The 21,973-nt window shown below is 60.6% G+C and carries 15 protein-coding genes; 14 read left to right on the plus strand and 1 reads right to left on the minus strand.

The features are described from left to right. The first annotated feature begins 9 nt into the window (after window positions 1-9). From ACFQDI_RS21925 to ACFQDI_RS21945, 5 genes are all read left to right on the plus strand, one after another. A complete protein-coding gene (locus ACFQDI_RS21925) occupies window positions 10-1,341 on the plus strand; it encodes a DUF1552 domain-containing protein (protein ID WP_377170964.1) in 1,332 nt (443 codons plus the stop codon). A gap of 42 nt (window positions 1,342-1,383) precedes the next feature. Further along, on the plus strand, window positions 1,384-3,195 hold the full coding sequence (locus ACFQDI_RS21930) for a GMC oxidoreductase (protein ID WP_377170966.1): 1,812 nt from the start codon (window positions 1,384-1,386) through the stop codon (window positions 3,193-3,195). Beyond that, window positions 3,195-3,839, plus strand: coding sequence for a gluconate 2-dehydrogenase subunit 3 family protein (locus tag ACFQDI_RS21935; protein ID WP_377170968.1), 645 nt, complete (start codon window positions 3,195-3,197; stop codon window positions 3,837-3,839). The genes ACFQDI_RS21930 and ACFQDI_RS21935 overlap by 1 nt, the downstream gene beginning before the upstream one ends. Before the next feature lie 73 nt (window positions 3,840-3,912). Then, window positions 3,913-5,778 (plus strand): alpha/beta hydrolase domain-containing protein, encoded by a 1,866-nt coding sequence (locus ACFQDI_RS21940; protein ID WP_377170971.1) that lies wholly within the window; start codon window positions 3,913-3,915, stop codon window positions 5,776-5,778. 20 nt (window positions 5,779-5,798) lie between these two features. Next, window positions 5,799-6,470: an SGNH/GDSL hydrolase family protein gene (locus ACFQDI_RS21945; RefSeq protein ID WP_377170973.1), complete on the plus strand. Its 672-nt coding sequence runs from the start codon at window positions 5,799-5,801 to the stop codon at window positions 6,468-6,470. A gap of 5 nt (window positions 6,471-6,475) precedes the next feature. On the opposite strand, the gene ACFQDI_RS21950 is transcribed toward ACFQDI_RS21945, so the two are convergent. Next, complete coding sequence (locus tag ACFQDI_RS21950; RefSeq protein WP_377170975.1) at window positions 6,476-7,669, minus strand: hypothetical protein; 1,194 nt, start codon at window positions 7,667-7,669, stop codon at window positions 6,476-6,478. A 103-nt stretch (window positions 7,670-7,772) separates the two neighbouring features. Here ACFQDI_RS21950 and ACFQDI_RS21955 point away from each other — a divergent pair, with 103 nt between their 5' ends. The 9 genes from ACFQDI_RS21955 to ACFQDI_RS21995 all read left to right on the plus strand — a co-directional run bounded on the left by ACFQDI_RS21955 (window position 7,773) and on the right by ACFQDI_RS21995 (window position 21,941). Beyond that, the gene (locus ACFQDI_RS21955; RefSeq protein ID WP_377170977.1) at window positions 7,773-10,922 is read left to right on the plus strand and encodes a PSD1 and planctomycete cytochrome C domain-containing protein; all 3,150 of its coding nucleotides are present in this window, start codon (window positions 7,773-7,775) and stop codon (window positions 10,920-10,922) included. A gap of 4 nt (window positions 10,923-10,926) precedes the next feature. Further along, window positions 10,927-12,336, plus strand: coding sequence for a DUF1501 domain-containing protein (locus ACFQDI_RS21960; protein WP_377170979.1), 1,410 nt, complete (start codon window positions 10,927-10,929; stop codon window positions 12,334-12,336). A gap of 81 nt (window positions 12,337-12,417) precedes the next feature. Further along, the gene (locus tag ACFQDI_RS21965; protein ID WP_377170981.1) at window positions 12,418-13,602 is read left to right on the plus strand and encodes a sialidase family protein; all 1,185 of its coding nucleotides are present in this window, start codon (window positions 12,418-12,420) and stop codon (window positions 13,600-13,602) included. 16 nt (window positions 13,603-13,618) lie between these two features. Next, on the plus strand, window positions 13,619-14,863 hold the full coding sequence (locus ACFQDI_RS21970; protein WP_377170984.1) for a hypothetical protein: 1,245 nt from the start codon (window positions 13,619-13,621) through the stop codon (window positions 14,861-14,863). Window positions 14,864-14,900: 37 nt separating this feature from the next. Then, window positions 14,901-15,908 carry a Gfo/Idh/MocA family protein gene (locus ACFQDI_RS21975; RefSeq protein WP_377170986.1) on the plus strand — a complete coding sequence of 336 codons (1,008 nt, stop codon included), beginning with the start codon at window positions 14,901-14,903 and terminating at the stop codon, window positions 15,906-15,908. Further along, the gene (locus tag ACFQDI_RS21980; protein ID WP_377170988.1) at window positions 15,905-16,942 is read left to right on the plus strand and encodes an alkaline phosphatase D family protein; all 1,038 of its coding nucleotides are present in this window, start codon (window positions 15,905-15,907) and stop codon (window positions 16,940-16,942) included. Before ACFQDI_RS21975 ends, ACFQDI_RS21980 begins: the two co-directional genes overlap by 4 nt. Before the next feature lie 3 nt (window positions 16,943-16,945). After that, window positions 16,946-19,060 (plus strand): PSD1 and planctomycete cytochrome C domain-containing protein, encoded by a 2,115-nt coding sequence (locus ACFQDI_RS21985; RefSeq protein ID WP_377170989.1) that lies wholly within the window; start codon window positions 16,946-16,948, stop codon window positions 19,058-19,060. A 57-nt stretch (window positions 19,061-19,117) separates the two neighbouring features. After that, complete coding sequence (locus tag ACFQDI_RS21990) at window positions 19,118-20,455, plus strand: DUF1501 domain-containing protein (RefSeq protein ID WP_377170991.1); 1,338 nt, start codon at window positions 19,118-19,120, stop codon at window positions 20,453-20,455. Window positions 20,456-20,459: 4 nt separating this feature from the next. Beyond that, complete coding sequence (locus ACFQDI_RS21995; RefSeq protein ID WP_377170993.1) at window positions 20,460-21,941, plus strand: DUF1501 domain-containing protein; 1,482 nt, start codon at window positions 20,460-20,462, stop codon at window positions 21,939-21,941. The last annotated feature ends 32 nt before the right edge of the window (window positions 21,942-21,973 follow it).

Raw genomic sequence — 21,973 nt, forward strand, 5'->3', positions numbered from 1 at the left:
CTGACTCCTATGCACACACATCATTTTTCACGTCGAGCCTTCCTGCGTGGAGCAGGCGTCTCCATGGCACTGCCATGGATGGAGTCTTTCAATGTCTGGGGAGACGAACCCAAGCGTGACAAGCCCGCCAGCGAGGCTCCGGTGCGCCTGTGTGTCACCTTTTCAGGCAATGGCTTCCACTCCCAGGAATGGTGGGCCAAAGGCGAGGGGAAGGGGATGGAGCTGGGCAAAGTCCTGCAGCCCCTGCACGAATTCCGCGAAAAACTTCTCTTTGTGCGCGGTCTCTACCATGAGGAGGCCCGGAAGGGAAACATCCACTCTTCGCAGACCGGCAACATGCTCTCCGGCGCACCGATTGCCTCCGGTGGTGAGATTCGCTCAGGCACCAGCTTTGACCAGGTGCTCGCGCAGACCTATGGCCGCAGCACCAAGGTGCCCAGCCTCGTGCTCGCGTGTGAGAAGTCGAACCCCTCGGTGCATAAAAACTACTCCATGCTCTACAGCTCGCACATCTCGTGGAGCTCTCCCACCACACCGACTCCGCTGGAGCTCTACCCCGCGCTGGCCTTTGACCGCCTGTTTAAAGATGAGGCATCCCCTGCCGACAAAAGCGTACTGGATGCGGTGCTCGCTGAGGCACGGGACCTCAAACGTGACATCAGCCTCAATGATCAACGCAAACTTGATGAATATCTCGATTCCGTGCGCGATGTGGAAAAGCGCATCGAAAACGCCGGCAAGCGAGGCGAGCTGCAGGGGTGGCGGCCCACGCTCGAAAAGCCGAACATCAAGCGCCCTGCCGACGGCATCCCGCAGGACATCGGCGAGCACATGAAGCTCATGATTGATCTCCTCGTGCTGGGTTTCCAGACCGACACCACGCGCATCACCACGCTCAAGCTCAACAATGACCACAGTGCCCTGCGCTTCCCCAATCTCCCCAGTGTGCAGCAGGCGGGACATGGCATCGACTACATGATCCACCATCTGCTCTCCCACAGCGATGGCGAAGACTGGCTGAAAGTGAACCAGTTTTTCATGGAGCAGCTCGCCTATCTTGCCCGCAAGCTTGACTCCATCCAGGAAGGTCCGCGCACGCTGCTGGACAACACCATGATCATGCACTGCTCCAGCATGATGGCCGGGGCCAGGCACGACAACGACCAGCTCCCGGTCATCGTCCTCGGGGGGGCGGGCGGCAGAATCAAGGGCGGACGAGCACTCGATTACAAGGACAAGCCTGAGCGCCAGCTGTGCCGTCTATTTATTTCGATGATGGATAAAATGGACCATCATCCGAAGACTTTTGGCGATGCAAAAATGATGCTGGAAGAGGTTTGAAAAACGCGCGTTTTTCATTCTCTCCTTCCCCGACCGCACGCCATGCCCATCATCACCGCCGACAAGCTCCAGGATTCGTATGACGTCGTCATCGTCGGCTCCGGGGCAGGGGGCGGACAGACGGCCTACACGCTGACGATGGAGGGCCTGAAGGTCCTCATTCTGGAGGCGGGACGTTCCTTTGATGTGCAGTCCGAGGTGGCGATGCTGCAGCTGCCCAGCCACGCCCCGCTGCGCGGCGAGAAGACGCCGGACAAACAGTACGGTTTCCACGACTGCTCAATCAACAGCGGCTGGGACATTCCCGGCGAGCCCTACACCAATGCGAACAAGGAGCCGGAAAACCAGTTCCGCTGGTGGCGTCAGCGCATGATGGGCGGGCGCACCAACCACTGGGGGCGCATCACGCTGCGCAACGGTCCGTATGACTTCAAACCACGCACACGCTTTGGCCTGGGCTTCGACTGGCCGATCAGCTACGACGACATTGCGCCCTATTATGACAAGGTGGAGATGCTGATCGGCGTGTTTGGCACGAACGAGGGGCTGGAAAATTCGCCTGATTCATCACCCGGCGTTTTGCAGCCTGCGCCGAAGCTGAGAGTGGGCGAGCTTTACGCGCAGAAGCATGGCAAGAAAGTCGGTGCGCATGTGACCTCGATTCATCGGGCCGTGCTGACGCAGCCGCAGGATGCCAGTACGCTCCCCGCCAAGCTCCATCCGGGAAATGCGAAGGCGCAGAGCATTCTGGCAGACTCCATGCGCAGCCGGTCTCCCTGCTTCTGGGCCACCGACTGCCATCGCGGCTGCTCGATCCGGGCGAACTACGATTCGCAGACGGTGCACCTGCGGCCAGCACTGGCCACGGGGAACCTGGACATCCTACCCCATGCGATGGCGCGTGAGGTCACGCTGGACAAACAGGGCAGGGCCACAGGCATCACCTTCATCAACAAAAAAGACGGTAGCGAAGGCCATGCCAAAGGCCGAGCCGTGGTGCTGGCCGCCAGTTCGCAGGAGTCGGTGCGGCTGCTGCTGAATTCCAAATCGAACGCGTTTCCCCAAGGTCTCGCGAATTCCAGCGGCAAGGTGGGCAAATACATCACGGATTCGGTGTCGAGCAGTCTCAGTGCGCACATTCCCGCCTTTGAAGGCATGCCCATTCACAATGAAGACGGTGCGGGCGGGCCGCATGCCTACGTGCCATGGACGCGGCATGCGCAGAATGCCAAAGGTGAGCTCGGCTTCCCTGGCGGTTATCATCTGGAGTTCACCAGCGGTCGGCAGATGCCATCGCTTACAACATTGAACGGCATCGAGAGCAGGCTGGGGCACGAAGGTGTGCTGTTTGGCGCAAAGTTCAAGGAGGAGGCCCGACGCTACTACGGCTGCCACCTCGGCTTTGGGGCCCAGGGCACCATGCTGCCGAATGAGGGCTCCTTCTGCGAACTCGATCCCGAACTGAAGGATCAGTGGGGCATTCCCGTGCTGCGCTTTCACTGGAAGTGGACGGACTTCGAGCTCAATCAGGCGCGCCATCAGCAGCAGCACATCCGCGATCTTCTCGAAGCCATGGGCGGCAAAGTGTCTGCGAAGTCCACGCCAGATGTGGCCAAGCTGCTGAAAAAAGGCGGCGAAGTGATCCATGAGGTCGGCGGTGCCATCATGGGGGCGGACCGCGAGACCTCAGTGACAAATCAGTGGAGCCAGACTTGGGATGTGAAGAATCTTTTCATGGCCGATGGCGCACCCTTTGCCAGCACGGCGGACAAAAACCCCACCCTCACCATCATGGCGCTGGCCTGGCGCATGGCCGACCACCTGATGGATGAAATGAAGAAAGGAAACATCTGATGAGTGCTCCCGAAGACCTCACACGCATGGACCGCCGCAAGGCGCTGCAATGGATGCTCAGCGCCACGGCGACCATGGCCGTGCGCGATCCCAGCCTCTTCGCGGCGGATGCCGCCCCCGTCAAAGCGCAGGGTTACGGTCCAGATCCGGTCATGGTGAAGGTGTACAAACCTGGGGACGTGTGGCCACTCACGCTGACCGAGCCCCAGCGCCGCACCACGCGTGCCCTGTGTGATGTCATCATCCCTGCGGATGAGGCCTCTCCCAGTGCCTCATCTCTGGGTGTGCCGGACTTCATCGATGAATGGATCAGTTCACCTTATCCCGCGCAGGCAGGAGATCGTCGCCTCATACTCGAAGGGCTTCAATGGATCGACCAGGAGGCGACGACCCGCTTTGGCAAAGCCTTTGCCGATCTCGCACTCGCGCAGCAGACCGCCATCTGCACCGATCTTGCAGCCGCCAAGCCACAGGCGGCGCACAAAAAGGCCGCAGGGTTCTTCAAGCGCTTTCGCGATCTCACGGCCGGCGGCTACTACACCACGCCCGAAGGCATGAAGGCCCTCGGCTACGTGGGCAACATGCCCTCCGGCTCTTTTGAAGGTCCGCCCATCGAGGCTCTGAGGCATGTCGGGCTCGCATGAGCTCTGCACGGCCCCCCACGATCGTGAGGTGAGGCTGTTTCCAAAAAGCAAAAACCGCTGCTGTATTTAAACGATGTCCCTGCTTCCCCGTCTCCTCCTTTCACTCCTGATCGTCTGCCACACACGTGCCGCCGTCGTGCGCGTGGAGGTGCTGGAGCGTTCGGACATGGCGAAGACGGGCTATGAGCAGATTGTGGGACGTCTGCATTACGAGATCGATCCGGCGCTGCCGGGCAATGCTGTCATCGCCGATGTGGCGCTGGCTCCGGTGAATGAGGCTGGCCGTGTCACTTTCACCGCTGACCTGCGGCTCATGAAGCCCAAGGATATGGCGCGCAGCAATGGTGCGGCGTGGGTGGAGATACCAAACCGTGGCGGCAAGGCTGCGCTGAGAGATTGGATCGTGAAGCATGGCTTCACCGTGCTCAATGTCGGGTGGGAGTTTGATGTGCCTGCGCAGCCAGGAAAAATGCGTCTTCAGGTGCCCTCGGCAAGAAACAAGGACGGCAGCCCGGTGCGTGGTGTGGTCAGTGCCATACTCATCCCGGAAAAGGCTGCAGATGAACAAACCCTCACCGATCTGGCAGACTACCCGCCCGTAAATGTGGACGGTCCTGAGAGCCGCCTGATCGTGCGCACGCGCATGGCGGATGCCGGTGGCAGAGAGGTGCCGCGAAAATCATGGAGCCTGAAGGAGGGCAGCCTGCGCCTGAAGGGTGGCTTTGAGCCGGGAAAGACGTATGAGATTTTCTACCTGGCCGAAGCACCGCCGCTCGCTGGGCTCGGCTACGCCGCCATCCGCGATGCCGTGGCCTGGCTGAAGCATGATCCGGGCTCGCTTGCGCCGGTGCGGCATGCCTATGCTTTTGGCGCTTCGCAGTGCGGGCGCTTTTTGCGCGATTTTGTTTATCTGGGGTTCAATACCGATGAGCAGGATCGTCAGGCTCTGGACGGTGTGATGGCCCACATCGCCGGTGCGGGCCGTCTGGTGCTGAACCAGCGCTGGTCCACGCCGCGTGCTCTGTCAGGCTTCTACACGGCATCCTATCCCTTTGCCGACACGGCTCAGGCAGACCCCGTCAGCGGACACGCGGAGGGAGTTTTGGAAAACACGCGAGTGAAGCATCCGCCCAAAATATTCTACACCAACACCGCTGCTGAATATTGGGGCGCGGGCCGTGTGGCGGCGCTCACGCACACGAGTCCGGATGGGGCCAAAGACATCGCCTTCCCGGACAATGTGCGCTCTTACTTCTTCGCAGGCACCCAGCACGGCCCGGCAACATTTCCCCCGACGGCCCAGGCGAAAGACGCGCCGCTTGCAAACCCGGTCAATGCCAGCGCCGTCGTCACAGCAATGCGGCTGGCCATGCATCGCTGGGTGACGGAGGGTGCGGCTCCTCCTCCCAGTGTGCATCCGAAAATTTCAGATGGCACACTCGTTCCCGTGGCAGGTGTGCGCTTTCCCAAAGTGCCTGGCCTGGGCGATCCACGGCTTCTGACAGCAGGCTGCCGTGTGCGCAATCCCCAGTGGGCGGATGGTGCCGGTGCAGGTGCGGAACTGCCGCTGCTGGTCCCGCAGGTGGATGCGGATGGCAATGACATTGCCGGTATCCGCATGCCCGATGTGGCCGTGCCTCTTGGAACCGCCACGGGCTGGGTCTTTCGATCTGCGTCAATGGGCTCGCCCCATGAGCCCGTGCTGCTGCGCGGTGCCTGGGCTCCTCTCGCTGCCACACACGAACAGCGTGAAGCCACGCACGATCCACGCCCCGCACTGACGGAACGCTATGCCTCCCGCGAGGCCTATCTGTCCCAGGTGAAAGACGTGCTGCAAAAGCTCATCCGGCAGCAGCTTCTCAGCGAGGATGATCTCGAGCCTCAGCTCAAGCAGTCAGCCATCCGCTGGGATTGGGTGATGCGCCAGCCTGCCAGATAGCCGCTTTTTTACTTACCTATATGACATACCATCGCCTACTCTTCGCTCTCGTCTTTGTCTGTGCCACCGTTCATGCCTCGGCGCAGGCCAGTTACCGCAAGGTGCTCTTTCTCGGCAACAGCATCACCAAGCATGGTCCGAAGAAGGACATCGACTGGTCGGGCAACTGGGGCATGGCGGCCACCTCCGAGGCAAACGACTACGTCCACCTCGTCACCAAGGCGCTGACGGAAAAAACCGGTGCCGCACCCGAGATCATGGTGAAAAACATCGCCGACTTTGAGCGTGCCTATGCCGGCTACGACGTGCCCGCCAAGCTCAAGGAAGCCATCGATTTTCATGCCGATCTCATCATTCTGGCAATCGGCGAAAATGTACCCGCTTTGAAGACAGCCGAAGACAAGGCAAAGCTACAGGCCAGCGTGACCACGCTGCTGAAAGCTCTAAAAGCAGACGGAAAGCCCACCATTCTTGTGCGCAGTTGTTTCTGGGCCAATCCCGCCAAGGACGAAGCGCTCCAGCAGGCCTGCACGGAAGTCGGCGGCATCTACGTCAACATCAGCAGCCTCGGCAAGGACGAGACAAACTACGGACGCTCAGAGCGCCCCTACAAACACGCCGGCGTCGCCAATCACCCCGGGGACAAAGGCATGGCCGCCATCGCAGCAGCTTTGGTCAAGGCAGTTCCTTGAGCAGCTCAGCGCATTGCTCTGAAATACTCCGCAGTGGCTTTTTGGAACGCCTCGTTTTCCGGCACCTTCCCCGTCCGCGTCACACACTCTCCTACAAACGCTCTCGCCCACTCGTAGTATCGCCGGTGCGTTTCATAAATGGGCTGCTTCACGCCTTTGTCGTTGATCATCCAGTAGCCACGGTGCTGTTCGTTGGGTTCCAGTTCATTGTTATAAAGTTCCCAGTAGAGGATAAAGGGGCAGCCCCACTCCAGCGCCGACAGGATGGTGATGCGCGAGAGGCGGTCCTGCTCCTGAGGTGAGTGGTGCGCTTTGCCGTGGTGAAGCACCGAGTAGCCATATTCACCGATGAACACCCGCCTGCCCGGAATCCCCGGCTTGGGCTTGAGCTGAGACTCAATGTAGCTCAGCACCTCTTTGATCTCCTCTGCCTTGGGTTCGTTCGTCACGTCGTAGGCCGAGTAGGAGACAAAATCTACGGGCACCTTTGGCAGCACCTGGTTGACCAAAGTCGGCCGGCTTTCACGCATGGAGATCGTGGGATGGTTCAGCTCCGTGTAGTGCCACACCTGCACGTTCTGGTGCGGTGTGTCGCGCTTGGCGTCATCCACGGCTCGCTGGCGGGTCGTCAGCCAGTCGATCATGCCCTGCACTTTCTCAGGCGTCATCTTCGCATCAGCTTCTTTGCCAATGCTGCCCCGCAGCAGGTTGTCCCCCTCCCAGTGCCCGAGATAAAAAGTCTTGCCTGTGCCGCTATAGGTCTTCAGCAGATGCACCACCAGTGCATGCAGTTCCTGATATTCCTTGTCTGCATCCGCTTTGGAAAGGCCCTGCTTCCACGACGTGCTGGCAAAGGGCTCCGCCCAGAGCTGGAAATTTGCAAAAGGCATGTCCAGCACCCGGCGGTGGGAGCGCTCATCGCGAGCCAGTTCCACCAGCGAATGCACACCCGGGTATTCCTTGGGCTTGGCCCGCAGGTCAAACTTCATGCAGCTCGCTCCCATGGCTCGAATGACTTCGGCAGACTCCACCAGCGGGTCCTGCTGGGTAAAGTGATATCTGCCCCCGATGGCCTGGGTGCCGAGGATGTAGTTAAAACGGTCGACTTCAGGCAGTTCAGCAGCCTGGATCAGAGGTGCTGTGCTGGTCACGATCAGCAGCAGTAGAGTGGCCAGGCATTTGCGAGGGCAGGGGTGCATCTGGGCCAGGAAAGCACGCTTTGCCTGTCGGAGCACTCAAACTGGCGGGTTTTTGCCAATTTTTGTGTCCAAAAGCGTACTACTCCCGCCTTTTGCTACTGACATGACACGGTCACGCCTACCAGCCTTCCTTTTCCTGCTCTCCTGCCACACTGCGGGCGGGGTGTTTGCCGCTGACGCCGATGCGGAACGCGCGGCCATGAAGTTCTTCGAAAACGAAGTGCGTCCCATCCTGGTGAAACGCTGCTTTGACTGCCACAGCAACACCAAGCAGAAGGGCGGCCTGCGCGTGGACAACATCGGCTACCTCAAGACAGGCGGTGACACCGGTCCGGCCCTTGTCCCCGGCCATCCGGAAAAATCCGCCATGATCGAGGCCATCCACTACAAGGATGAAGACTTCCAGATGCCGCCGAAAAACAATGGCGGCAAGATGCCCGATGCCGAAATCGCCACCTTGGAAAAATGGATCAAACTCGGCGCGCCCTGGCCTGATAATCCTGCGCAAAAAGTGGTCGTGACCGAGGGCGGCTTCACCGAGGAGCAGCGCAACTACTGGTTCTTCAAGCCGGTGGCCAAGGTCTCTCCGCCCAAAGTCGCTGGGAGTTGGGTGCGCAATGACATCGACCGCTTTATCGCCGCCAAGCAGGCCGAGCTCAAGCTCACTCCCGCTGCCGAGGCGGACCGCAATGAGCTGGTGCGCCGCGTTTATTTCGACCTCCACGGCCTGCCGCCCACGCGCGAGCAGATCGACAGATTCGTCAACGACAAGGATCCGCGCGCCTATGAAAAGCTGGTGGATGAGCTTCTCGCCAGCCCAAGCTACGGCGAGCGCTGGGCCCAGCACTGGCTGGACCTCGTCCGCTACGCCGAAAGCGACGGCTACAATGCCGATGAGTACCGCCCCTCCGTGTGGCCTTACCGCGACTATGTCATCAAATCCTTCAACGACGACAAGCCCTACGACCAGTTTGTGCGCGAGCAGCTTGCGGGCGATGAGATCGCACCGGATGATCCCAATGTGCTCATAGCCACCTGCTTCCTGCGCAATCCCGTGTACGAATGGAACCAGCGCGATGTGAAGGGCCAGTGGGACATCATTCTCACCGACATGACGGACACCACGGGCGAGCTCTTCCTCGGTCTAAGCATGGGCTGCGCGCACTGCCACAATCATAAGTTTGACCCCATCCTGCAAAAGGATTACTACCGCCTTCGCGCCTTCCTCGCACCCGTGCAGTGGCGCGACGATCTGAAGCTGGCCACCCCCGCCGAAAAGAAGGCCTTTGCTGATCAGCAGGCCAAATGGGAGACCGCCACCGCAGATATCCGCGCTAAAATGGACGCGATCACCGGCCCGATCGTTGAGCCCAGGGTGGAGCGTGCCCTCACTCGCTTCACGGAAGATCTCCAGGAAATGGTGCGCAAGCCCGATGCTGAGCGCGGAGCTTTGGAACGACAGCTCGCCGGCCTGTGCCAGCGCCAGATGCAGCGCGAGCGCAAGACCTTCGACCCCATGAAGAGCCTCAAGAGCGAGGAGAAGAAGGCCGAATACAAGGCGCTCGAGGAGGAGCTCAAGAAGTTTGACCACCTGAAGCCCAAGCCGCTCATGGATGCCTTTGTCGCTACCGATGCCGGGCCCGTCCCTCCCTCGGTCGCGCTCAAGACCCGCAAAGGCGAGCAGGAAATCGCCCCTGGTTTCCTCACTCTGCTTGAGCCCAAGGAGCCCGAGATCAAACCCATCGGCAACTCCACCGGACGCCGCACCGTCCTAGCCGACTGGATCACGCGTCCGGACAACCGCCTCTCCACCCGCGTCATCGTCAACCGCATCTGGCAGTACCACTTCGGCCGTGGCATCGTCGCCACCGCCAGTGATTTCGGAAAGCTCGGCGAGAAGCCCACTCATCCTGAGCTGCTCGACTTCCTGACCACCAAGTTCGTGGCCAATGGCTGGCACCTCAAGCCGCTGCACCGTGAGATCATGCTCTCCGCCACCTACCGGCAGACGGCGCGTCGCGAGCCCGTCGGCGACATCGCCAAGATCGACCCCTCCAACCATTACCTCTGGCGCTTCAATCCCCGCCGTCTCGATGCTGAGCAGGTGCGAGATGCACTCCTCGCAGCAAGCGGAGAGCTGGATCCCAAATCCGGCGGTCCTGCTGAAGATGGCAACGGCTCGCGCCGCTCCATCTACATCATGAAAAAGCGCAACAATCAGAATGAACTGCTGCGCGCTCTGGATGCCCCGGCCGGATTTGCCAGCACGGCTGAACGCCAGAGCACCACCACACCCACGCAGGCCCTGCAGCTCCTGAATGGCGACTGGCTGCTGGCCCGTGCCCGCAAGCTGGCCGGACGTGTGGAAAACATTGACGATGCCTGGCTGGCCGTGCTGGGCCGTCTGCCCACCAAGATGGAACGCACCAAAGCGGAGGCCTTCCTCAAAAGGCGTGCCGGAACTTCTAGCCAGCCCGTGGCACCTGCCGCAGAGGTTGTTGAAAACAACAGCGGCTTCAAAGAAAACAGCCCGCACGAGCGCCTGCTAGTTCAGAGCGGCACGGAGGAAGGCGACGAGTTCACCGTGGAAGCCATTGCAAGTCTCAACAGCATCGATGCGAATGCCTCCGTGCGCACCATCGCCTCCCGTTGGAATGGAGGGAAGGACAGCCTTGAGTCCTTTGGCTGGAGCCTTGGAGTCACGGGTGTGAAATCACGCTTCAAGCCGCGCAATGTCATCATGCAGGTCGTGGGCGAAGATGAAAATTCGAACATCGGCTATCAAGTAGTGCCGTCAGACATTCATATCGAACTGGGCCGCCGCTATCACATCGTCGCCCGCGTTTCCTGCACCGGTCATACCGTTGCCTTTACCGTGCGCGATCTCGACACACCCGGTGCTGCGCCTGAGTCCGTCGTGGTCCCCATGGACATCCGCGCTAAGCTCAGCGCCGGCACGGCTCAGCTCGTGGTCGGTGGTTTGAACAAACGCGCACCCACCCACCAGTGGGATGGGCAGATCGAGGCCCTGCGCGTGGCAGCCAGTGTGCTGGAAGACAAAGCCCTCAGCAGCGATCCTGAGAAATGGTCCGCAGGCCTCGTCACCTGGCGCTCCGCAGACCCTCTCACCTCACAGTTTGCCTGGTCCGGCTCCGACACCAAGACGGTCGAGGCAGATGATCCTTTCCGTCAGGCCATGAATGACCTCTGCCAGGTCCTTCTGAACACGAACGAGTTTTTCTACCTTCACTAACACCATGAGCTGCAACCGATTCGACATCCCACATACGCGTCGTGACTTTCTGCAAAGCGCAGGCTGTGGCTTTGGTGCCGTGGCCCTGGCGGGCCTCATGAGCGAACAGAGCTCCGCCGCTGCTGCCCTGCAGCTCCCGCAGCGTGTGGCCAAGGCCAAGAGCGTCATCTTCCTCTTCATGGAGGGTGGTCCCAGCCATCTGGACACCTTTGATTACAAGCCCCTGCTCAACAAGCTCGCGGGGCAGTCGCTCCCCGCCAGCTTCAAGCCGCCGATCACTGCGATGGGCGAGGCCAAGTCTCCGCTGCTCGAGTGCAAGCGCACCTGGAAGCAGTACGGCCAGGGCGGCCTCTGGATCTCGGACTGGTTTCAAAACGTGGCGCAGCATGCGGATGACCTTGCTGTGATTCACTCCTGCGCCTCTAGCGGCATCAATCATGCCGGCGGTGTGTGCTCCATGAACACCGGCTCCGTCTTTGGCGGGCGTCCCTCTCTTGGAGCCTGGGCCTCCTATGGTCTCGGTACCGAAAACAAAAACCTTCCCGGCTTTGTCGTCATCAAGGACAGTGAGGCCACCGTGGTGAACGGCGTGCGCAATTGGGGCACGGGCTTCATGCCTGCGGTGTACCAGGGTGTCGAATTCAACTCCGACGGCGTGCCGATCAAATACCTCGACAACCCCAAGGGAGTGGATCGCAAGCGCCAGCGGGACAAGCTCGATCTCCTCGGTGACCTCAACCGCGACTACGGCGCCTCCCGTGCCAGCAATACCGAGCTGGATGCGCGCATCCGTGGCTATGAGCTTGCCTACAAAATGCAGGCTGAGGCCCCGCAGGCGGTGGATCTCAGCAAAGAGAGCGAAGCCACCAAAAAACTCTACGGCATGGACAATGAGGCCACCGCCGTCTATGGCCGCAACTGCCTCCTCGCCCGACGCCTCGTGGAAAGCGGCGTGCGCTTCGTCCAGCTCTACAGCGGTGCTGGTAGCAAGTGGGACAGCCACAAGGGCATCGAGGTCAACCACTCCAGGCTCTGCAATGCCGTGGACAAGCCCATCGCCGGCCTGCTCGCCGACCTCAAGGCGCGTGGCCTGCTCGATGAGACGCTTGTCATCTGGGGCGGTGAATTCGGCCGTACTCCCATGAGCGAGCAGGGCGACGGACGCGACCACAACCCCACCGGCTTCACCATGTGGATGGCAGGCGGCGGGGTCAAAGGCGGCCAAACCTACGGTGCCACCGACGACCTCGGCCTCTATGCCGTGGAGGACCGCCTGCACGTGCACGACATCCATTCGACCATCCTGTACCTGTTGGGAATCGATCACACCCAACTCGTGTACACGCACAAAGGCCGCCCCGAACGCATCGATCAGAACGAAGGCCATCCTTTGACCAAGCTGCTTGGGGCGTGAGCCGGCCGTGCTGCTGGTGATGTGGCTGGACCATCGAGATTCCTTTGCAAAGCCTGCATGGAGTTGCCCGTTTGCCTTCCTATGCATCTTCGCGCCATCGGTCTTCTTATCCCTCTGCTGCTCACGTCCGCTTTTGCCCAGACCGGGCTGCAAAAGAAGGACGTCGTTCTTGCACCGCCGAAAAACCTCAAGACCAAGCTCGCTCCGGGCTATGCCATCCCTGTCGTCGATATCAGCGGAGACAAGGAACGTCAGGTCATCGTGGACCGGGAGAAAGGCCAGTACCTAGGCCACCCCACCACGCTCCTGCTTGAGGACAACAAGACGATGCTCATCGTCTATCCCAAAGGCCACGGGCGTGGCCCCATCGTTTACAAGCGCAGCACCGACACCGGTCTTACTTGGAGCGACCGTCTGCCCACGCCAGAATCATGGAAGACCTCCATGGAAGTGCCCACGCTGCATCGTGTGGTCGATGCCAGCGGCAAAAAGCGCATCATCATGTTCAGCGGCCTTCACCCCATCCGCATGGCCGTCACCGAAGACGATGGCGCCAGCTGGAGCGAACTCGCTCCCATCGGCAACTTCGGCGGCATTGTCACCATGGGCACGGTGATCGATCTGAAAACTCCCGGTCACTACCTCGCCTTCTTCCATGACGATGGCCGCTTCATTCGTGGTGCTCCCGCCAAGGCCTGGCGCTTCTGGGTTTACACCACGCTTTCCAAAGACGGCGGCCTCACTTGGAGCGCGCCAACGCCCATTGCCATGCTGCCAGACGCCAACCTCTGCGAGCCTGGCGCGTTGCGCTCTCCCGATGGCAAACAGATCGCTGTCCTGCTCCGTGAAAACTCTCGCAAGTACAACTCCTTCGTCATCTTCTCCAACGATGAAGGCCAGACCTGGACGGAGCCCAAGGAACTGCCCGCCGCTCTGACGGGGGATCGCCACGTCGCCAAATACACGCCCGATGGCCGCCTCTTCATCAGCTTCCGTGACACCACCCACGTCAGCCCCACCAAAGGCGACTGGGTTGGCTGGGTGGGCAAATACGAGGACATCGTCAATGGTGCGGAGGGCCAGTATCGCGTCCGTATCATGGACAATACCAAAGGCGCCGACTGCACCTATCCCGGCATCGAAGTTCTTCCAGACGGCACCATCGTCACCACCACCTACGGTCATTGGACCGAAGGCGAGGCTCCATACATCGTCAGTGTCCGCTTCAAGCTAGCAGAGCTCGATGCCAAAGCCGCGAAAAAATAAACATCCTTTTTTAATCATGACTTCTCCCGCCACCCGCCGTCATTTCCTTTCCACACTTGCCTTGGGCTCCCTGGCCGCACGTGGGCAGGAGGCTCCAAAGTATCCGCCAACACGCGTCATCACCCAAGGCCCCGGCTTCCACTGGTTCGGCTATTACGACAAGCTCCAGTTCTCCCCGGACAACCGCTTTGTGCTCAGCAACAAAGTCAGCTTCGAACATCGCTCCCCTACCGCCGATGATGAGATCGAAGTCGGCATGGTCGATCTCCAGGACAACGACAAATGGATTCCCCTCGGCAAGAGCCGCGCCTGGTGCTGGCAGCAGGGCTGCATGCTGCAGTGGATTCCGGGCAACGAATTCAAGGTCATCTGGAACGACCGCGAGAAGGATCAATTTGTGAGCCACATTCTCGATGTCAAAACCGGCGAAAAGCACACGCTGCCCAGTCCTATCTACTCGCTGGCTCCCAATGGCAAAGAGGCTGTGAGCTGTGACTTTGCCCGTGTGGCAGACTGCCGCCCCGGCTACGGCTACGCAGGCATCAAAGATCGATTCTTTGACCAGATGGCCCCCGCAGGCAGCGGCGTCACGCATGTGAATCTCGAAACCGGCGCACCCAAGCTGATCGTCTCTCACGAGACTCTTGCCAAGACTGGCACAGTGATGGAAAACCACCCTGACTCCAAGCACCATGCCTACCACCTTCTTGTGGGGCCGGATGGCAAACGCTTCATTATGCTTCACCGCTGGACTCAGCCCAAGGGGGGGCATCTGACACGCTTGATCACGGCAAACATGGATGGCAGCGATCTCCGCATCGTCATTCCGAATGGCTACGCCTCCCACTTCATCTGGCGGGATGCCACCCACATTCTCTCCCAGGCCAAGGACTGGCTCGGCAACAAGGACTGGGGCGACTTCCTCTTTGAAGATAAAGATAGCGGCATCGTCTCGGAGATCGGCCATGGCGTGCTCGACAGCGGAGGCCACCTCACTTACCTCCACAACAACGAGTGGATCCTGAACGACACCTATCCTAAAGGCGTTCGCCGCATCCAGACCCCGCACCTCTACCACATCGCCACAAACAAGCGCATCGACCTCGGTGAATTTCACTCTCCTCGCGAATACACCGGTGAATGGCGCGTGGACAATCACCCCCGCTCCAGTCGCGATGAGCGCTGGGTCTGCATCGACGCTCCGCAGGAGGGCAAAGGCCGCCAGCTTCACCTCATCGACATTCAGGGGCTTCTCACCTGATCAACCCCGGGCCTCCACGACGTAAGATTCACTCCCGATGAAACACGCTCTCTTTATCGCCATCGCATTCCTTGTCTGCACCGCAGACTCCGCATTTTCGCAAGACACACTCAAGCCTCTTCGGGCTGGCATCATCGGCCTCGATACCTCGCACGTGCCGGCGTTCACCAAGCTCTTCAACAACCCCAAGGCCGATGGCGATCTCGCTGGCATCAAGGTGGTGGCAGGCTATCCCGGCGGCACCGACATGCCCGCCAGCAAGGACCGCGTGGCCAAATTCACCGAGCAGGTGCGCGGCATGGGGGTGGAGATCGTGGACTCCATTCCAAAGCTGCTCGAAAAGGTGGACGTCGTGCTCATTGAGAGCGTCGATGGCCGCATCCATCTGAAGGAGGCGCGGGAGGTCTTTAAATCCGGCAAGCTCGTCTATATCGACAAGCCCCTCGCAGGCACTCTCCCGGAGACTATCGCACTCTTTGAGCTTGCGAAGAAACACAAGGTGAAGACCTGGTCGAGCTCATCGTCACGCTTTGGTGCGGATCTTCTCGCTCTGAAAGGGAACGAGGAAATTGGCGACATCCTGGGCGTCACCACATGGGGGCCATGCTCCTACCAAAGCGGCACGCCGGATCTTTTCTTCTACGCCATCCATGGAATCGAGTCGCTCTTCACTCTCATGGGCACCGGCTGTGAAACGGTTTCCCGAAGCAAAGGACCTGTCACCGATCAAGTCACCGGCATGTGGAAAGACGGCCGCATCGGCACCTACCGTGGCATCGTGCGTGGAAAGTCTGAATTCGGTGCCATAGTCTATGGCAGCAAGGGCGTGCGTCAGGGAGCCAAAACGATCAGCTACGAGGCACTGTGCCGCCAGATCGGCAAATTCTTCCGCACCGGCGAGCCTCCAGTGAGCGAGGCCGAGACGATCGAAATCTTCACCTTCATGGAGGCTGCGGATGAGAGCCTGCGCCAGGGCGGCAAACCCGTGGCACTGGCGGAGGTGCTGGCAAAGGCGAAGGAGGAGGCTGCGAAACTGGTGCCATGAATTCTTCCCACACTCCGCTCTCCGGCATCAACAGCCGCCGCCGCTTTCTGGCGGGTCTTCCCGCCATCGGATTGATCGCCGCCCACGCGGCCGATGAAGCCCCCTTGCAGGACATCGTCTTTGGCTCCTGTCTGGACACGCACGATCACCCCATGCTCGATCGCACGCTGACCCTGCCGCGCGATCTTTTCATCTTCATGGGAGACAATGTCTATGCCGACAAAGGCGGCATCCCCATGATGCAGGAAAAGTACACGCTGCTCAAAAACAGCCGCTTTTTCAAAGGCCTCAAAAACAAGCCCATCCTCGCCACCTGGGACGATCACGACTTTGGCGAAAACGACGGCGGTGGCAGCTATCCGCATAAAAAGGAGGCCCAGGTGGAGTTCTGGAACTGGTTGGATGAGCCCGCATCTTCGCCACGTCGTCAGCAGGAGGGAGTTTATCAGGCCCAGACTTTTGGCCCTGCCGGGAAACGTGTGCAGGTGGTCCTCCTAGACACGCGTTATTTCCGCAGTCCCCTCAAAAAGGTGCCGAAGGACAAGGCCATGCTCGGCGGTTCCTACGTGCCCACGGACGACACCTCCACGACCATGCTCGGTGCCGCACAGTGGAGCTGGCTCGCGCAGATCCTCCAGCAGCCCGCCGATCTCCGTATCATCGTGTCCAGCATCCAGTTTGCCCCGGAGGCCCATGGAGGCGAATGCTGGGCCAACATGCCTCACGAGCAGCAGCGGCTGCTGAAGCTCCTGCAGGGGCAGACCTCAGTCATCCTGAGCGGCGACCGCCACTGGTGCGAGTTCTCACATAACGGCGTTTATGACTTCACCTCCAGTTCCATGACGCAGAAGCACCCGCGCGGCTCTCCCACACCGAACAAGTTCCGCTGCGTCTCCAAGACTTATCATCTTCCCAATGTCGGCCAGCTTCACATCGACTGGTCCGCCGCCACGCTCACGGCAAAAATATTCGGCACCGAAGGTGACGCCAAAATAGAGCAGACGCTGGCTTTCAAAGATCTCAAAGTGACCTAGCGAATGCGCCTCGTCATTCCATTCGTGCTTGCAGCCTCCAGCAGCGTTCTCGCCGCGGAGGCGCGCGTGGAATTCAACCGCGACATCCGCCCCATCCTGGCCTCCAAATGCTACGCGTGCCACGGCCCCGATGAAGACAAGCGCGAAGCCGACCTCCGCTTGGACGTGCGGGCCGAGGCCGTGAAATCTGCCATCCGGCCCGGCAAGCCTGAGGCGAGCGAACTGTGGAAGCGCATCACCCACACTGATCCTTCGGACGTGATGCCGCCCCCCTCGTCGCCCAAGCAGCTCACCCAGGTGGAACGTGATCTCATCCGTCGCTGGATTGCCGCGGGCGCCGAATACCAGAACCACTGGGCGTTCGAGCCCATCAAGCGCCCGCAGGTTCCAGCCTCCAGCGGCACCAATCCCATCGACGCTTTCATCGAAGCCCGGCTAAGCGCGCACGGCCTCCAGCCTGCGCCCGCTGCCTCGCCCATCACGCTGCTGCACCGCGTTTATCTCGATCTCACCGGCCTGCCGCCAGCTCCCTCAGACCTCTCGGTTCTCACTCATTGGTCTGACAAAACCTACGAGCAGGTCGTGGACCGCCTTCTCGCATCTCCCGCCTTCGGAGAGCGCTGGGCCCGCCACTGGCTCGACATGGCCCGCTACGCTGACTCCAATGGATTTCTTGGCGACGGCCTTCGCCCCAGTGCCTACCTCTATCGCGACTGGGTCATTCGTGCCTTCAATGCCGATCTGCCATTCGATCAATTCACCATTGAGCAGCTCGCTGGTGATCTTCTGCCCAGCCCCACTCTGGACCAGCTCAGAGCCACCGGCTTTCATCGCAATGCTGCGCTGAATACCGAGGCAGGTGTGGACAAGGAAGAGGCGCGCTACCAAAACCTCGTCGATCGCGTCAATACCACCGGCCGCGTCTGGATGGGCCTCACCGTGGGCTGCGCCCAGTGCCACACCCACAAATACGACCCCATCACCATCCGCGACTACTACAGCTTCTACGCCTTCTTTGACAACACCGAGGACCGCGATGAGGCCGGGACCAAGGCGCAGACTCTCGCGGAAGTCACCAAAGACCGCCGCCAGACCTACGTCCACATGGCCGGAGACTACACACGCCGTGGGCCGGATGTCATTCCCGCCAGCCTTTCAGCGCTCCCTTCCATGAAAAAGCCGCTGCAGCCCGAGCCCACGCGTCTCGATCTTGCACGCTGGCTTGTCTCGCCGCAGCATCCGCTCACCAGTCGCGTGGCGGTCAATCACATCTGGAGCAAGCTCTTCGGCTTCGGCCTCGTCCGCACGCCCGATGACTTCGGCACTGCTGGCGAATCTCCTTCGCATCCAGAGCTCCTAGACTGGCTCGCCTCCGAGTTCATGCGCAAGGGCTGGAGCCGTAAGCAGCTCATCAAGCTCATCGTCATGAGCCACACCTACCGTCAGTCCTCCGCTCACCGCGAGGACATCGTTGAAATCGATCCTCTCAACTGCCTCCTCGCCCGCCAGAACCGCATCCGCCTCGATGCCGAAATCCTGCGCGACTCCGCCCTCGCTGTCAGCGGTTTGCTCAAGCCCACCTTGGGTGGCCCCAGCTTTCGCCCTCCGCTGCCGGAGGACGTCTTCGATGTCGGCCGTTCTTCCAACTGGAAAGCCAGCCCGGGAGACGAAATCTACCGCCGCAGCCTCTACATCATCACTCTGCGCAGTGTGCTCTATCCCACGCTCACCACCTTCGATTCGCCCGATGCTGCAGACGCCTGCGTGCGCCGCGAGCGCAGCAATACCCCACTGCAGGCCCTCACGATGATGAATGACGGCGTCTTTGTCGAGGCCGCACGCGCTCTCGCCCTGCGTGCCTTGTCCGAATCTCCACCAGATACCGCAGCTCGTCTGCGGCACCTCTTTAAGCTCGCGCTCAACCGCGCTCCCCGGCCTGAGGAGTTCCAGCGCCTCACCGACTTTCACACCGAGCAAAAAGCTGCGGTAAAAAAAGACGGTGCATCATCCCTGCAGATTCTTGGCGGCACAGCGCCATCAGATCCGGTGGAGGCGGCGACTCTCGTCGCGGTCGCGCGTGTGCTCATGAACCTCGATGAGTTCATCAATCGCGAATAGTCCCGATTCCTCGCATCGTCGTAGCAAAACCTTTCGCCCTGCCGCCGTATAGACCCCATGCTCACTCTCTTTTCCCGTCAGTCTTCCAGCCGCTGCTGCGATGGTCTTTCCCGTCGCTCCTTTCTCCGAGTCGGCGGGCTTGGGCTGGGTGGCCTGAGCCTGCCAGGACTCCTGCGCGCAGAGTCAGAGCTTGGGCGTGGAAAATCACAGAAGGCGCTCATCCTGGTGTATCTACCCGGCGGTCCGCCGCATCAGGACATGTACGATCTGAAAATGGACGCTCCATCGGAGGTGCGCGGTCCCTTCAAGCCCATCGCCACCAATGTTGGCGGCATCCAGATCAGCGAGCACCTGCCGCGCATGGCAAAGATGGCCGACAAGCTCACCTTCATTCGCAGTGTGGTGGGGGCCAAGGACCGACATGAAAGCTTTCAGTGCGTCACCGGCCGCCTCAGCAACAACGCGCCACCCGGCGGCTGGCCGGAGATCGGCAGCGTGGTTTCAAAGCTCAAAGGCGGCGCGCCCACCGTGCCCGGCTATGTGAATCTTTCGCAGCAGATGAAGCACACGCCCTACAATCAGGGGCGCCCGAGTTTCCTTGGCGTGGCTCACGCGCCCTTCATGCCGCTGGAGCGCGGAAAAGAAGACATGTCCCTCAATGGCGTCACGCTCGAGCGCCTGGATGATCGTCGCGGACTGCTCTCCGCCTTCGACAACTTCCGCCGCGAGACCGATGCCTCGGGCACCATGGCTGGCATCGATGTCTTCCGGCAGCAGGCCTACGGCATCCTCACCTCCTCCCAGCTTGTGGATGCACTCGATCTTTCCAAGGAGTCCCCCAAGGTCCGCGAACGCTACGGCAAAGGCACCGCCAAAATCCAGGGCGATGCCGCGCCGCGTCTCAATGAACAGTTCCTGCTCGCCCGCCGTCTCGTCGAGGCTGGTGTGCGCGTGGTCACTCTCAGCTACAGCTTCTGGGACTGGCACGGGCAGAACTTCAAATACGCCCAGGAAAATCTTCCCGACTTCGACCAGGCAATCAGCGCTCTCGTGCAGGATCTGCATGAGCGTGGCATGGACAAGGATGTGACCGTGCTCGCCTGGGGCGAGTTTGGGCGCACGCCGCGCGTCAATGACAAAGGCGGCCGCGACCACTGGCCCGCTGTTTCCTGTGCTCTCCTCGCCGGAGGCGGCATGCAGAATGGGCAGGTCATTGGTGCCACGGACCGGCTCGGCGCGGAGGCCTCGGATCGTCCCGTGCATTTCCAGGAGATCTTCGCCACGCTCTACAACAATCTCGGCATCAATCCTCACACTAGCACAGTGTCGGATTTCTCCGGTCGCCCACACTACCTCGTCGATAACGAGTTTCAGTCGATCAAAGAGCTGGCCTGACCCCATGTCCCCGCAGGAGCTCATCACCCAGACTCGTCGCGATTTTCTCGCCACCAGCTCCTGCGGCCTCGGCACCCTCGCCCTCGCTTCGTTGTTGAAGCAGGATGGCCTCCTCGCGGCTGAGGCCAGCGTCCCGGCCAATCCGCTGGCCACGCGCATGTCCCACTTCGCACCCAAGGCGGAGCGCTGCATCTTCATCTTTCTTGAGGGCGGTCCCTCACAGATGGATCTCTTCGATCCCAAGCCTCTGCTCAACAGATACGATGGTCAGCCGCTGCCCGACTCCATCGTGGGAAATGCCAAGTTTGCCTTCCTGCAAAAGGACACGGCCACCGTCATGGGCACCAGCCGTGTTTTCAAAAAGCACGGCCAGTGCGGCATGGAAATCAGCGATCTGCTTCCTCACATCGCCACCTGCGCGGACGACATCGCCCTGGTGCGCTCCATGCACACCAACCAGTTCAATCATCTCCCTGGCCAGCTCATGCTGAACTGCGGCGAGTCCCGCCTCGGCCGCCCCAGTGTCGGCTCGTGGGTCACCTATGGCCTTGGCAATCTCTCGCAGGACCTGCCTTCCTACGTCGTCATGGTCAGCAAAGGCCGCGGCCTTCCTGGCGGCAGCTCCACCTGGTCCAGTGGTTTCCTACCTTCTTCGTATTCTGGTGTGATGTTCCGTAATGGGGCCTCACCTGTTTTAAATTTGGACAACCCAGACGGCATCACGCCGCAGATGCAGTCCGCCAGCATCCGTGCGCTGAACGATCTCAACCGCCTTCAGCACAAGCACATTGGCGACCCCGAGATCGCCGCGCGCATCAGCAGCTACGAACTCGCCTTCCGCATGCAGAGCGCCGCGCCGGAGCTGGTCGATCTCAAAGGCGAATCCCAGGCCACGCTCGATGCCTATGGCGTGAACCGCATCGAGCCTCCCATCAAGAGCAACCTCGGCGGCATCGGCAACTTCCAGACCTTTTCACGCCATTGCCTCAATGCCCGCCGCATGGTGGAACGCGGCGTCCGCTTCGTAAACATCATCCACGCCTCCTGGGACCATCACAGCTCGCTCGATCCCCAGCTCGCGCATAATTGCCAAATGGTCGATCAGCCCATCGCCGCCCTTCTCAAAGACCTCAAGCAGCGCGGCCTGCTCGACTCCACCCTCGTCGTCTGGGGCAGCGAATTCGGCCGCACCGCCCTCGGCGAAAACCGCAAGGGCTTCAAGAAGGTCACCGGCCGCGATCACCATCCCTACGCCTTCAGCCTATGGATGGCCGGCGGCGGCATCAAAGGCGGTCAGGTCTATGGCGAGACAGACGACTTCGCCTGGCATGTCGCGCGCGATCCCGTCTCCATTCACGACTTCCACGCCACCATCCTCAACCTCTTTGGGCTCGATCACAACAAGCTCAGCTACCGCTTCCAGGGCCTCGACTTCCGCCTCACCGGTGTGAATCCCGCCAAAGTCGTGAAAGGTCTTCTGGCCTGATTTGAGACCGAAAAAACACCCGGATACCTGCG

This window comes from Prosthecobacter fluviatilis, from assembly GCF_042655725.1.
Taxonomy (GTDB): Bacteria; Verrucomicrobiota; Verrucomicrobiia; order Verrucomicrobiales; family Verrucomicrobiaceae; genus Prosthecobacter; species Prosthecobacter fluviatilis.

Coding starts and splice junctions, on each gene's coding strand:
- ACFQDI_RS21985 (WP_377170989.1), top strand. CDS start 16,946: ATGCGCCTCGTCATTCCATTCGTGCTTGCAGCCTCCAGCAGCGTTCTC.
- ACFQDI_RS21980 (WP_377170988.1), top strand. CDS start 15,905: ATGAATTCTTCCCACACTCCGCTCTCCGGCATCAACAGCCGCCGCCGC.
- ACFQDI_RS21960 (WP_377170979.1), top strand. CDS start 10,927: ATGAGCTGCAACCGATTCGACATCCCACATACGCGTCGTGACTTTCTG.
- ACFQDI_RS21975 (WP_377170986.1), top strand. CDS start 14,901: ATGAAACACGCTCTCTTTATCGCCATCGCATTCCTTGTCTGCACCGCA.
- ACFQDI_RS21950 (WP_377170975.1), bottom strand. CDS start 7,669: ATGCACCCCTGCCCTCGCAAATGCCTGGCCACTCTACTGCTGCTGATC.
- ACFQDI_RS21965 (WP_377170981.1), top strand. CDS start 12,418: ATGCATCTTCGCGCCATCGGTCTTCTTATCCCTCTGCTGCTCACGTCC.
- ACFQDI_RS21945 (WP_377170973.1), top strand. CDS start 5,799: ATGACATACCATCGCCTACTCTTCGCTCTCGTCTTTGTCTGTGCCACC.
- ACFQDI_RS21995 (WP_377170993.1), top strand. CDS start 20,460: ATGTCCCCGCAGGAGCTCATCACCCAGACTCGTCGCGATTTTCTCGCC.
- ACFQDI_RS21935 (WP_377170968.1), top strand. CDS start 3,195: ATGAGTGCTCCCGAAGACCTCACACGCATGGACCGCCGCAAGGCGCTG.
- ACFQDI_RS21925 (WP_377170964.1), top strand. CDS start 10: ATGCACACACATCATTTTTCACGTCGAGCCTTCCTGCGTGGAGCAGGC.
- ACFQDI_RS21940 (WP_377170971.1), top strand. CDS start 3,913: ATGTCCCTGCTTCCCCGTCTCCTCCTTTCACTCCTGATCGTCTGCCAC.
- ACFQDI_RS21930 (WP_377170966.1), top strand. CDS start 1,384: ATGCCCATCATCACCGCCGACAAGCTCCAGGATTCGTATGACGTCGTC.
- ACFQDI_RS21955 (WP_377170977.1), top strand. CDS start 7,773: ATGACACGGTCACGCCTACCAGCCTTCCTTTTCCTGCTCTCCTGCCAC.
- ACFQDI_RS21990 (WP_377170991.1), top strand. CDS start 19,118: ATGCTCACTCTCTTTTCCCGTCAGTCTTCCAGCCGCTGCTGCGATGGT.
- ACFQDI_RS21970 (WP_377170984.1), top strand. CDS start 13,619: ATGACTTCTCCCGCCACCCGCCGTCATTTCCTTTCCACACTTGCCTTG.